Source organism: Moritella sp. 28, from assembly GCF_018219435.1.
GTDB lineage: Bacteria > Pseudomonadota > Gammaproteobacteria > Enterobacterales > Moritellaceae > Moritella.
The window spans coordinates 3537731-3550658 of the sequence record NZ_CP056121.1; the positions used below are offsets into that span (position 1 = coordinate 3537731).

Sequence of the window (12928 nt, forward strand, 5' to 3'; positions counted from 1 at the left end):
TCCGTTTATTTGAGTAAAAATTCTAAACGAAACTATCAGCACAACGTAGAAATCACAATTGAATAGCGATAAAACCATACTTTTTTAATACATCAACCTTTCTCGAAATACTGAATTGGCATTCCTTGATACACTCCTTGTTCACGAGATTCGAAGCCGAGTTTGAAAAGTATATGCTGAGATGCCGCATTCTCAGGTTCCGTTAACGCTAAGATCCTCTGGTAGCCAAGCTGTCTTGCGAACTCTAGCACTGCTTGACTGGCTTCAAACACGTAGCCTTTACCTCTAGCAGACAGTTTTAAGCGATAACCTAATTCGGCAGCTGCATTATTGTGATATTCGAATGACTCAATACCGCAGTATCCAATTAAATCATTGGTAGATTGTTCGATCACCGCAAGCTTACCAATGCCGTGAGTTTTAAAGGCGTTTAAGAGTAATTCAAAACGGGATTCAGCTTGCGATTGACTCATTGTACCTGTCGGAGAGTACGCCATGAAATCAGCATTTTTTAATAGCGTAACAACAGTATCTTTATCACCTTCTACAAACTTTCGTAATATGAGTCGTTCTGTGAGTAGCATCTATATCATCCCTGTGTTTGACGTCGAATTAACTGTCTTCACAAAACCGAAACAGGTATCCATTAGGGTCTTGCACAATGAATTGTTTTTGAGTGACTAGCTGGTCATTACATCCATAGGTTTTCGTTTCCAGTTCCATATAGATAGAGCTTGGTGATAATGACTGAATACGAACATAGATATTATCAATATCGTTTGTATCCCACTGAAAATTAACACCACGGCCAAATGGTACATTCATATCACCCGTTAGCCATTTTCTTCCTTCGCTATTTAACCCTTCTAACATCAAATCAACGCCACCTAACGTTAGAAATAGAAACTGTTCTTCTGGACGTTGATACTTAATACTGAAGCCAAGAATATCGACATAAAAGTGCTTACTTACATCAATATCAACACAATAAAGCTCTGGTACAACTCTTAAATTCATCAATAAACTCCGATTATTGAAACAAGAACTTCCGCTAAGCGACTTCACGCCATTGATAAAACTTTGTTTGAGCTAATTCCAACATAGGTAAGTCCTCTTTGGTATCTCCATATGCAAACACTGAATCAAACTTTAATAGATCAATACGATGGTTGATTAAAGTAACTTTGTTATCACCACCACAATCACCGTGTACGTAATTACCGGTAAGTACTGCTCCTTTTGATTCCAATTCACTACATATCAATTCTATATTGTGTTGTAGACACCAGAAATAAAGGTATGGGTTTAACGACGCAGAGACAACAACAATTTTATCACCTCGGGCTTTGTGCCAGTTAATCTGCTCCATTGCAGTTTGTCTTAATATCGAAGGCAAATACTCCAAAGCAAACTTTTCTCCCAGCTCGAATACCCGTTTTTCACTGCGATTCCAAAATGCGAATTTAGCTAAGATTGGTCTAATTTTAGCAGCAGGAAACAAGCCTATTTTGTGTAACAAAATAACGGGAGATAGCAGTATCATACCCGCAATTAAGCGATACTTTGGGGTCGCGTAGAAGATGAACTTGGTAAATGCATCTTCATTGGTGATGGTGCCATCAAAATCAAAGAAAGCGATATTCATACTAAATACCTTTTTAAGGCAGCTATTATCGGCGGTATTGTCGGTGCGTAAACACGAGGTATTGCTTCAATATCGAACCAAGTCACTTCTCGGCATAAATGCGGTTCGGCGTTAATGAGTTCACCTTGCCAATCATCACACACATAAACGTAATGCTGACAATCGACATTAGGATCAGATAACTGAATTAAAAAGTTGAGATTGATAGGATCAACCCCCACTTCTTCTAATGATTCGCGAATGGCACTTACTTGCGGAGCTTCGCCAAGTTCAATTCGACCGCCAGGAAGACTCCACTGCTGATCAAGAAATTCAGTGTTTTGACGAAAGCTAAGCAGTACTTGATAACCTTGGATGAAAACAATTTGGACTACATCCTGATACATAACTTATCCTTAAATCGTAAGCTTTTGTGTAAAGCTTACGGCTTGCAATGAAAATTTAGTTTATTACCATCTAAATCTCTAAAGTAAGCGCAATAGAAGCCACCAGAACGCACACCAGGGTCACCTTCATTTTGCCCGCCTAAGGCTAATGCTTTTTTATGCAGCTTATCGACCTCTTCTGTCGAAGAAACACTTAAAGCAACCATGGTGCCATTGCCATAACTCGCATCTTCACCATCAAAGGGGTTACCGATTGCGAGCATAGGTTTGTCTTCACCAAAACTCCACGCTAAGAATTTTTTTGAATCAGCTACTTTTTTAGCACCCATCATGTCCATTAAAGCGCTGTAAAAATAACGCGAAACGTCGATATTTTGTGACCCTAACATTACATATCCAATCATTCATATTCTCCTATACGGAATTAAATTAACCTTATTTTGCAGTAAACAGTGTTGGAGGCAATCGCTGTTGTGACCGATTCTATTTAATACTTATTAAACTTGTTACTTAACGACCAAGTATGTCAATATTTCCACAATTTGATTTGGTGTCGTTGCCCAAGATTGCGCGGAACCATCAACTTCTTTCAAAGCATGGATCAAGCTTTCGTCATGTAAGGTAATATAAGGTTTACCTAAAGCAGCGCAGTAGCCTGCATCGAAGGCAGCATTCCATTGCTTATATTTCTCACCGAAACGTATGACCGCAAGATCACAATTTTTAATCGCTGTTTGAATACGGATCGCATTCACTTTTGATGATTTATGGTCTCGCCAAAATGACGTACTTTCTTCACCTAAACAATCACCAGCTGCATCACTTGCTTCATGATTCGTAATCGCTGACGTAAATTGAATATCGAGACCTTTCTGTTCACAACCACTGATAATTTGTTCGCGCCAATCACTGTGAATTTCACCCGATAAATAAACCACGTATTTCATTAACTTTACCTATTCCATTGAAAACCTCGTAACAATACCCTAACAATTTAAAACAATAAGGTAAACGGCGCTATTGATAATGAGGGGGATGATAGCGACAGTACAAAGCCCGTCGCCATTCATTTTCATCTATCAAACAACTTAAACTAGCTCACCACAGTAAACGAACTCAATCCTAAGCCACTGCCCTTGTTCACTTTAACTTGTACTGGAATACGTTCTTTCAAAGCTTCAACGTGACTAATAACACCAATCATTTTTCCTGACGCATTCAAGTTATCTAGCGCATCTAAGGCGATGTCTAAAGTCTCTGCATCCAAGGTCCCAAAGCCTTCATCAAGGAATAGCGAATCAATACTGGTCTTGTGGCTGACCAAGTCAGATAAACCAAGTGCTAATGCTAAACTCACTAAGAAGCTTTCCCCCCCGGATAAGGTTTTGGTATCACGCACCGCATCGGCTAACCAAGTATCCACCACCTGTAAAGCCAAGGCTTCGCTGCCTGATGCGAGCTTACGCTGCAACTGGTAACGGCTGTGTAAACGGTTTAATTGTTGGTTGGCTAAAGTCACTAAATGATCCAACGTTAGCCCTTGCGCAAAGCGGCGGAATTTACTGCCATCTTTCGAGCCAATCAAGCTATGTAAGTAAGCCTTGTCATCGTAGTCTGCTTCACAGGTTTTGATCTGCTGATAAAAGTCAGCTAAATCTGCGCTACGAGCGGCATCATCGGCAAGGCGTTGCTTCAACTCACCTTGGCGCTGTAAACCTTGATTTAACTGTGTCGTGATCTCGTCTAACTGAGTAACAATAGTGGCAATATCCAATTCAGTTAATTGTGTCTGTTGCAGTGTTAGCAAACGCTCACTGGCTTGCTCAAATAACACCTGGCAACGTGTTAAGTTCGCGGTCAATTGTGATTTAAGCACCAATAAACGCTGCTTTTCTTCTGTCGGGAGTAATGCCTGATTAAACTCTGCTTCAGTGGCAAAAGGACTCGTCGCTAACGCTTGCTGCCATGTCGCTAAACAATCACTCGATTCTTGCTGTTGCTGCGTCAAACCTTGTTGTAATGTCGTTAACTCACCTTGCTGTGCATGTAACTGATTCGATAACGCATGATCTTGCGTTGAACATGCCTGATGTGCTTGTTCTACGGCAGTTAATTGTTGCTGCATCGTTTGTCGTGCATCTGCTACGCTACGCAGACCAAATAACTGCTGACGTTGCTGCTGTTTCGCCATGAGATTCTCAGACAAGCTAGACAAGGTTTCTAAGGTCTGCGTTATCGCTAATTCCAATTTCGCCAGCTGTTCACGTAATGGCGTTAACTGACTTTCTGCCGCGACATACTGCTCATTAGCTGACTGTAACAACTGCGCTTGCTGTTCCCAGGTTTGTAGTGCTTGCTGACACTGAACTAACCAGTGATCGAGTTGGCTCCATTCCGGTAATGTGAGTCCTAGCTCTGTCACGCTATTGGTCAACGCTTGTTGTAACTCGGTTAATACCTGCGCTTGTTGCTGCACTTCTTGTGTTAGTTTCTGCTCAGCGTCTTGTGTTGCTTTTACATCACGGTTTACCAATTCAATTTGATGTTGTAGCTGTGCACTGTTTTTATCAAATTCAGTCAATGCCTGCTGCGCACTTTGTAATTGCATGTTCACTGTTTTCAACGCTTGAATGCGTTGTAACAACTGTGTTAATTGCAGGCCTCGCTGCTGGATAAATGCTTGCGAATTGGCGCTATCCTCAATCATAAGGTTAGCATTCAGTTGTTGGGTATAATCCTGCCATTGTTCTATTAAAGACGTTAACTGTGGCTGCAGTGTCGCATTACGGCGATTAAAGTTATCAAGCTTAGTTTTCGCTTCGACCAAGCGGTTTTTAAGCTCTCCGCCATCTATTTCAATTTGTTTTAGATCCAGATCTAGTTGTGCTTTACGCTGCACTGTCAGTGAGTCGGCAATATGTTGGTATTCTTCTACCAGCGGATGCGCTGTCGAACCACATAGCTGACACGCTTGCCCCGGTTCTAACTGACTACGCAATTGTTCCAGGCTAGCAATCTTCTGTTCTTGTTCTAATAAACGCTGAACATCGTTTAACTCATTCTTTTTGGTTTTAAACAGATCGCGCTTGGCTGTTATATCAACATTAATATCAGCAAGTTGTTGCGTTAATACTGCCATACTTGCTTGATTGGCCTCAAATTCTTGCAACTCAGTCAGATAACGCTGTTGTAAACTGGGTAGCTGCTCAACAATACCCTGTAAGCGTGATTGCTGACTAAATGCCTGTTCAAGATCAGCTAAATCATCACCAGCGAGTAAATTAGAGACTTGCTGCAGCGCTTGATTAACGGCCTCTTTCACCGACTGCTCACGTTCAATATTGGCCGTCACGTTATTCGCTAGCTGCTGTTGCGCTGTTAAACTTTGCTGTAATGACTGCTGGTTAGTAATCACTTGCTGCTGCAGTGTCTCGACATTAGCTTGCTGTTGATTGCATTGCTGTATCTGACTTTGCCATAACGGTAATCGGGTACTCAACTGCGCATCTTGTGCATGTTGTTGCTGATACGCTTGACATGCGTTGACTGTCGCTTTAGCGGTTTCGGCTGTTTGCGTTAATGCGGCTAGACTCTGTTGCGTGGTCTGCAGTTCGCTATTTTGTTGTTGCTGTTGCGACTTAAATTGCAGTTGTTCTTTGGTCAACTGCGCACACTCATTATCCAATGGTATGATCCGCTCATTGATTAATATTTCTTGAGCTTGGTTTTGCTGTTTACTGGCATCAAGTTGTGCTTGGCTAGACTGCAGTTTCAGCTGGTTATCCGCGACAGCTGTTTGAGCAGAAACCACTGACGCTTGCAATGCGTGTTGCTTTTTCTCTAATTCCGCGAGCTTAGTATTAGCTTGGCTTAAATGCGTGAAAGGTAAACGCAACGCTTCCGCTGGTTCCGCCTTTTCTAGTTGTTCTAATTCAGGCTGTTGGCTTACAGTTTCTTGCTCTGCATTCGCTAAGCGGGTTTGTGCTTCTGTAGCACTGACTTGTGCTTTTTCAAGCTGTTCTCGCCACTGTTTTTGTTGCTGTAAACTGGTTTGCTGTTGGCTAAGGTCAGTAACTAAACTTCCTACTGTCGTTTGCTCACTGACGATCTCAGTACGTTGCTCGTCACTGAGTAAGTTAACCCCGTCTGCTTTAGCACGGAGTTTATCTAATTCCGCTTTGGCTAGGTTATGGCTTTCAAATACCGCTTGTGAGATCTGACCGTAAATTTCTGTACCTGTCAGTTCTTCTAATAACTCGGCACGATCGTTAGCGGGCGCATTCAAAAACGCGGCAAACTCACCTTGTGACAACAGCATAGATTTACGGAAACGTGAAAAATCGAGACCGGTGATTTCCGCCACCAGCTGCTTTTTCAATTTCACTTGGCTTGCCAGAATATTACCCGATACAACTTCAGCCAGTTCTACCTTCATCTCTTGTAAATTGCCCTGCGGACTGTTTTTAGCTCGGCGCTGACTCCAGCTGGCGCGGTAACCTTTACCTTGCACTTCAAATTCAACTTCTGCGGCACACTCAGCGGTATTACGCGTCATCACCTCATTTTGCGATTTCGATATCGCTAAGCGTGGCGTCTCGTGATACAAGGCCAAACAGATCGCATCGAGGATGGTGGTTTTTCCGGCACCTGTAGGACCAGTGATAGCAAATAGACCATTACTTAAAAACGGTTCTTGGTCAAAATTAAGCTGCCACTCGCCTTTTAACGAGTTAATATTTTTAAAGGAAAGACGTTTGATCTTCATTATTTGTCCTCCTGTGTCGCATGCTCTACTTGCTCAACGATTTGGCTAAAGGCAAGCTCAATACGTGATTTACGGGCAATTTCCGCATCAGTCGTAAACTCAACGCCTTCTAAACAACGTTGGAAAACATCATTCACAGACAATTCTGATAAGGTTTCTTTAACTTGGCTATGCAAATGCTGCTCTCTGTCTTTACGGGCTCGGCGCACTTGTAATACTTCAACAGGCAGGTCTGTGGTCATCATTTCAATGCGGGTTTGTAAATCGGTTAAATAATCTTGCTCTTGCACTTCAATGCTCAGCCATACCGGAAGCTCATCATCGTGTGTTTTAAATTCGGCTAATTGTGCTTCGATACTTTCAAGGTTACCTTTCAGTACCTGCATTGGTTGAAACTGTGGAATAGTGAGTTCAATAACCGAGTCAAATTTACCATCAACAAAATTGACTAAGTTAACGCTTTTTTGCTGTTTAACTTCATCAAAACTAAGGGGTATTGGCGAACCGCTATAACGGATATGCTCTGACTTTGCGACCTTCTGCGCACGGTGAATATGACCAAGGGCAATATAATCTGCAGCCGGAAATTGATTGGCAGGGAATGCTTCAAGCGTGCCAATGTAGATATCGCGTACCGACTCTGTGACCGATACACCCAGCGCAGTTAAATGACCCGTGGCAATAATCGGCACTGCGAACCCAAGTTGTTCACGCTTTTGCTTAGCAAGTTGATACAGATTACTGTAATGCTCGGTAATTGCCGAGCCTAAACGTTGCTGTTTTTCAGTACCAGATTGCCACGCTTCACTTTGCATCACGTCACGGGGGCGAATAAACGGCACTGCGCAAAGCAATGCCCCCACTTCACCTTGGCGATCCTTTAACTCTAGCACCTGTTGCTCTAAATCCAGTGACACACTCGAGATAACGCGGGTATTAAGCTGCGACAATAATTGCTTTGATTCATTTAATGTCGCCACAGAATCGTGATTACCCGCTAGAATAATTAACTGACACTGTATTTTACTCATGGCAACAACAAAACTATTGTAAAGTTCGCGCGCATAACTTGGCGGAGTGCCAGTATCAAAAATATCACCAGCGACAATAACGGCATCTACTTGATGCTTCTCTACCTGTTCGAGTAACCAAGCCATAAAACAGCTGTGTTCATTAGCGCGACTTTTTGTGATGAAATGCTGGCCAAGATGCCAATCTGAAGTGTGCAGTATTTTCATGAAACGTTTGTTTCCTAGCGGTAAATGTAAGCTACCGCTAGTGTAGATAAATACTGGTTTTACTTCCAGTTGTTTTAGCCCTAATCACTTAAGTTGCAAAAATTAACATAACAGTGGATTTATGCGAGAATAGCCAAATAACTAAACACTTAAAAAGAAGTATTGTTTATGCAAATACATCACATTGAAGGTTATATTCAAACTATTCTGTTAGTCGAGTATCCAGACAAGTTATTATTACTTGATGGCGGCTGTCGATGTGATGTGCCCGTTATCAAAACCTTCATTACCGAAACATTGCAACGTGATATATCTGACTTAAAATTAGTGTTGGTATCACATATGCACCCCGACCATGCTGGCGGTGCACACTTATTACGTAAAAAATTTGGTTGTAAAATTGCGTCAGTTGGATTTGAACGTCAGTGGTATCAAGGGTTTAATGGTCGAGTCGCGCATGCTATTGATCTCATTCTGTCTTTATATGTCGCACATCGTAAAGGTAAAAATATCCGTAACATTTATTATCCCCCCGACCTTAAGCCCGATATTATTTTACAACACGAAACCTGTGTGCCTGGTTTTAACGACTGGATAGTACATTTTACTCCTGGGCATACCGACCGGGATCTGTCGTTTTTACATCAGCCAACACAACAAATGTATGTGGGGGATATGATTTTAAAACTCAAAAACAAGTTCACCTCACCCTTCCCTATCTATCAGCCAAAGGCTTACAAGCAATCACTCAACAAACTATTGCAACTTAACATCAGTAAAATATTAATGGCACATGATGGTTTCTCTGAAATCACGCCTACAGACATTCAGCAATTAATTACAAAAAGTACCAACCGACCATTAACTGTAGAAAAAGTAATTAAGCACAAATTTAAAAGCTTCATTTTCAATAAAAAGACGTAAATATTATTGCATTAGAAGCGTGACTTATTTGCCTATCAATATTGACAGCTCAATTCTTTATGCTGGCGGTATTCAGCGGGTAATTTTGCGATTGCTTTACGTAAATCTTTGATACGCGTATCGTGTGATGGATGCGTTGACAATAGCTCAGGCGGTTGCTTACCGTTTGATGCAGCAGCCATATTTTGCCACAATGCCACGCTTTCTTCTGGATCAAATCCCGCTTTCGCCATTAATTCTAACCCAACAATATCGGCTTCCGATTCTTGGGTTCGTCCGTACGGTAACACCACGCCATATTGCAGACCTAATCCTAACGCTTGCATTGCAGTCTCTTTATACGCTTGATTTTGCAATGCATAATCCGAGACCTGTAAGCCAAGGTTGGTGATTTTTGATTGTGATAGACGTTCGTTACTGTGCTTTGCTGTTACGTGAACAATTTCATGCCCCATTACAGCCGCTAATTGTGACGGTGTTTTCGCCACTTTTAATAAGCCGGTATACACACCAATATGACCACCCGGTAAGGCAAAAGCATTCACTTGTGGGCTATCAAAAATAACCACATCCCAATTGGTTGGCTGGTCAACATAATGCGTCAAAGTATCAGCAATACATTGTACATAATTGTTCAGTTTAGGGTCGGTATTGATTTTTTCTTGCTGTTTAATTTGATCGAATGATTGTGCGCCAAGCTGCGTCATATCACCAGATGAATACAATAGCACCTGATTACGACCCGTTGGCGATGCAGTGCAGCCCACAACTAAAGATGATAGTACGACTAAAGGTAAGATTTGTTTAAACATGCGCCCTCCTAATTGGCTCTTTGATTTGATAACAAACTAGTTATCATCAAACCAGTATAAGGAGCAGCTTACAAATAGTAAAATGCTAACAATCGTCTCTTGGCTAAAAACTTTTAAACTGATTGGTTTTTGTATCGTAATGATAACCAAGCGTATCTAATTTATTGGCGAGCGCTTCGGTAGGCATTTCATAAGATGCAGAAAGATCATGCAGATCGGTACATTCTAATCGAAGTTTTTCATTAACAATACCGAGTAAGATCGCGGTATCCATTTGTTCAAAATTACTTAAGTCCATCTTCATCACCCGTCATGTAAGTACTGATAAGTTAAGTTTAGAAGACTTAAGTCATTTTAACAGGCGTGGCCTCAATCGCTGTAACTATGATTCAGACGCAGGTGTCTCATGAAGGTGACGCCATAAAATTTCATCACCTTCAAGCGCCAATAAAACTGTTGAATGTCTCAATGACTCTATGTTGTTAGGCAAAATTTGACGTTCTACATAACTCACCAAAGCCCCTTGTGACCACTCTGCTAATATCTCCATTTTATCCATAATAATTTTGAGCCCGTCCTTTGCACCGCAATTCTTCTGAAAAAATGCTTCCAAAGTAAGAAAATCTAACTTAGTTCCATTGATACTTATCATCGAAAAGTTCCTATCAAAACGTGAAAGTAACGCTTCAAGATCTCCTTTACCTTGCCCAAGCCAATTCTCGATTTTTACATGTGTATCGACAAGTTCATTAAAAAAACGGTTCATACTATTTCCTTTAAGCGTTTATTTTTTTCAAGACAGCTTTGTTATCAATATATAAACAAAGCAAAAATGGCACGGCAGTCACAGCCGCCGCGAGATAAAAACTGATTTGATAAGCATTCAAGCTATCAACAGTCATTTGTAGTAGCTGCAGTATCAAACTCATTACAGCAACACCAACACAAAAACTAAACTGGCGATTGATATTCCAAATTGCACTCGCATCAGCCAACGATACACAATCAATGGTTAAAAAAGCTGAACTCTGGGCTGCACTACTACATAAAGAACCACCAAAACCCATTAATGAAAAAGAAATCAGCAATAGCAGCGGTTGATCAACCATAGTTATTTGAGATAAGCATAAAATACCAATACCTTGGATCAAACACCCCAACATAAATAAAGGCTTAGGACCATAATAATTAAATAATTTGCCCACAAGCATAATGGCTAAAAATGCTGACAATGACCACGGTATCATCAGTACACCAACCGATGATGCTGACATACCCAACTGCATTTGAAGGTACATCATTGCGATTAAATTAACGCCCATAAATACACCTGGAATAAACAAATAAACCATCATCGAAATACGAAGTAATGGATTACGAATTAAGCCCAAATCAAGTAATGGCTTAGGATGACGGAAACTATGACGCACGTAATAAACCAATACCGCAACCGCTGTAATTAGTAATATAAGAGCACCGAATAGTTTGTTGGGGACGGCTAACCAGTCTAAACCGAGTAGTAACAGCGTTAAGCCCACACTTGCAATAGCGAGCCCCCGAACATCTAGGAAGTGACTATCTTTCGGAAATGACACTTTATCCCTACGCAGCCACACAAAAGCAAGCACTAAAGCAATCAATGTCAGCGGTAAATTAACAAAAAATACCCATCGCCAATTTAGCTGATCAACAATAAGGCCGCCGAGAGCCGGAGAAAGTGCAGGTGCTAATAAACCAACTAACATAATAATAGAAGAAAGACGTGCGCGTTCATGACTCGCATATAGTTGGTAGGTGAGAGTCTGCCCTATCGGAATTAACAAGCCACCACTTAAACCTTGAAGTAAACGTAATCCAATCAGCAGTTCGATAGAGTTAGCAAAACCAGCCAGTGCTGTCGTCACAATAAATAAAGTGAGCGATAACAAAAATACTCGACGCCCACCAATACGTAATGCTAACCAAGCACTAATTGGTGTAATTAATATCAATCCCAAAATGTAACTCGTACTTACCCAAGTCAATTGATCAACGCTCGCATTCAGTGCCAGGCCTATCGCGGGGTAAGCTACATTAGTAATAAACATATTAATGAGATCGATAAAAAAACCCAGTAAATAAACAATTGCAACTTTAGTTCGATATTGCATAAAACCTCCTACAGACGAAAGATACGCAGTCTAAATCTAAAATCACAGTGGATAAATAGGGTATAGTCACTTACACTGTCAAAAATAATTTGACAGTTAACGAGAGGAACATGCTTAATTTACAAAGGATGAAGATCTTCACTGCAGTGGTCGAAGCCGGAAGTTTTACTGCAGCGGCAGAGGTGTTGGATCAGAGCAAGGCTGTCGTTAGCTTCAATGTCAAACAACTAGAAGCTGAACTGGGGGTTTCTTTATTAAGGCGTAGTACGCGAAAAATTTCACTCACAGAACCCGGTAAACATTTCTATCAGAATAGCCTACGCTTATTAGCGGATGCAGAGCACATGTTGAACGATGTGCGTCACGATCATCATGGTTTAAGTGGTGTGCTACGTGTTACAAGTACTCCTGAGTATGGTGCACACAAAGTTGTACCAGCGCTGGCAGCATTCGCAAAAAAACACCCTCAGTTACATATTAATTACATTTCATCATCTAAGCATGCTGATTTAATTGCCGAATATTTTGACATCGCTATTCGATTGGGTGAATTGGCCGATTCAAATTATCACGCAGCATATATTGATGATTTTGCTATTTTCCCTGTCAGCTCTCCAAGTTATCTAGCAACGAATAACATAAATACGTTATCTGACTTAGCACAAGCTAATTGGATCACTAACAGTCGCTTAAAATCGCCACTGAGTTGGCAAGTAATAACACCACAAAAAGAAACTGTATTACTCAATGTCGAAAGTCCTTCAACCATCACTGCTGATAGCGCTAGCGCACTGTTAGCCTTTACATTAAACGGGACGGGCATCGCACTAATACCCGAATGGCTTGTACATCCAGCATTAGAGCAAGGCCAACTCATTCACTTACTTCCTGAGTATATTTTTCCATTACAAAATATTTATGCAATCTATCCAAATACTCGTTACGTTCCTGAAAAAGTGAGAGCTTTTATTGATTTTTTACGAGAGTGGTAGGTACCAAAGTATACTA

Annotated in this window: 14 protein-coding genes; 2 read left to right on the forward strand and 12 right to left on the reverse strand. The window is 41.1% G+C overall.

Annotated elements, in window-relative coordinates:
* Positions 1-92: 92 nt before the first annotated feature.
* The 8 genes from HWV02_RS15595 to sbcD form a co-directional block, all read right to left on the reverse strand.
* Positions 93-584: a GNAT family N-acetyltransferase gene (locus HWV02_RS15595; RefSeq protein ID WP_211688615.1), complete on the reverse strand. Its 492-nt coding sequence runs from the start codon at positions 582-584 to the stop codon at positions 93-95.
* 28 nt (positions 585-612) lie between these two features.
* Positions 613-1017, reverse strand: coding sequence for a VOC family protein (locus tag HWV02_RS15600; RefSeq protein ID WP_211676685.1), 405 nt, complete (start codon positions 1015-1017; stop codon positions 613-615).
* Between the two features lie 34 nt (positions 1018-1051).
* Positions 1052-1645, reverse strand: coding sequence for an HAD-IB family phosphatase (locus HWV02_RS15605; protein WP_211672337.1), 594 nt, complete (start codon positions 1643-1645; stop codon positions 1052-1054).
* Positions 1642-2031 (reverse strand): NUDIX domain-containing protein, encoded by a 390-nt coding sequence (locus HWV02_RS15610; RefSeq protein ID WP_211688617.1) that lies wholly within the window; start codon positions 2029-2031, stop codon positions 1642-1644. Before HWV02_RS15610 ends, HWV02_RS15605 begins: the two co-directional genes overlap by 4 nt.
* A 35-nt stretch (positions 2032-2066) precedes the next feature.
* Entirely contained in the window at positions 2067-2435 is a 369-nt protein-coding gene (locus tag HWV02_RS15615) for a VOC family protein (protein WP_045109745.1), read from the reverse strand.
* A 102-nt stretch (positions 2436-2537) separates the two neighbouring features.
* Complete coding sequence (locus HWV02_RS15620; protein WP_211688619.1) at positions 2538-2978, reverse strand: YtoQ family protein; 441 nt, start codon at positions 2976-2978, stop codon at positions 2538-2540.
* Between the two features lie 146 nt (positions 2979-3124).
* Positions 3125-6796 (reverse strand): AAA family ATPase, encoded by a 3672-nt coding sequence (locus HWV02_RS15625; RefSeq protein ID WP_211688621.1) that lies wholly within the window; start codon positions 6794-6796, stop codon positions 3125-3127.
* Positions 6796-8034, reverse strand: coding sequence for an exonuclease subunit SbcD (gene sbcD, locus HWV02_RS15630; protein ID WP_211688623.1), 1239 nt, complete (start codon positions 8032-8034; stop codon positions 6796-6798). The genes HWV02_RS15625 and sbcD overlap by 1 nt, the downstream gene beginning before the upstream one ends.
* Before the next feature lie 168 nt (positions 8035-8202).
* Between sbcD and HWV02_RS15635 the strand changes: the two genes are divergently transcribed.
* Entirely contained in the window at positions 8203-8958 is a 756-nt protein-coding gene (locus HWV02_RS15635; protein WP_211676689.1) for an MBL fold metallo-hydrolase, read from the forward strand.
* A gap of 35 nt (positions 8959-8993) precedes the next feature.
* On the opposite strand, the gene HWV02_RS15640 is transcribed toward HWV02_RS15635, so the two are convergent.
* The 4 genes from HWV02_RS15640 to HWV02_RS15655 form a co-directional block, all read right to left on the reverse strand.
* Complete coding sequence (locus tag HWV02_RS15640; RefSeq protein ID WP_211688625.1) at positions 8994-9770, reverse strand: M48 family metallopeptidase; 777 nt, start codon at positions 9768-9770, stop codon at positions 8994-8996.
* A 103-nt stretch (positions 9771-9873) separates the two neighbouring features.
* Entirely contained in the window at positions 9874-10068 is a 195-nt protein-coding gene (locus tag HWV02_RS15645; RefSeq protein WP_211676691.1) for a DUF4250 domain-containing protein, read from the reverse strand.
* Between the two features lie 84 nt (positions 10069-10152).
* Positions 10153-10536 (reverse strand): hypothetical protein, encoded by a 384-nt coding sequence (locus tag HWV02_RS15650; RefSeq protein WP_211688627.1) that lies wholly within the window; start codon positions 10534-10536, stop codon positions 10153-10155.
* Positions 10537-10546: 10 nt separating this feature from the next.
* Positions 10547-11920 (reverse strand): MFS transporter, encoded by a 1374-nt coding sequence (locus HWV02_RS15655; protein WP_211688628.1) that lies wholly within the window; start codon positions 11918-11920, stop codon positions 10547-10549.
* Between the two features lie 110 nt (positions 11921-12030).
* On the opposite strand from HWV02_RS15655, the gene HWV02_RS15660 reads away from it, so the two are divergent.
* The gene (locus HWV02_RS15660) at positions 12031-12912 is read left to right on the forward strand and encodes a LysR family transcriptional regulator (protein WP_211688630.1); all 882 of its coding nucleotides are present in this window, start codon (positions 12031-12033) and stop codon (positions 12910-12912) included.
* Positions 12913-12928 lie beyond the last annotated feature (16 nt).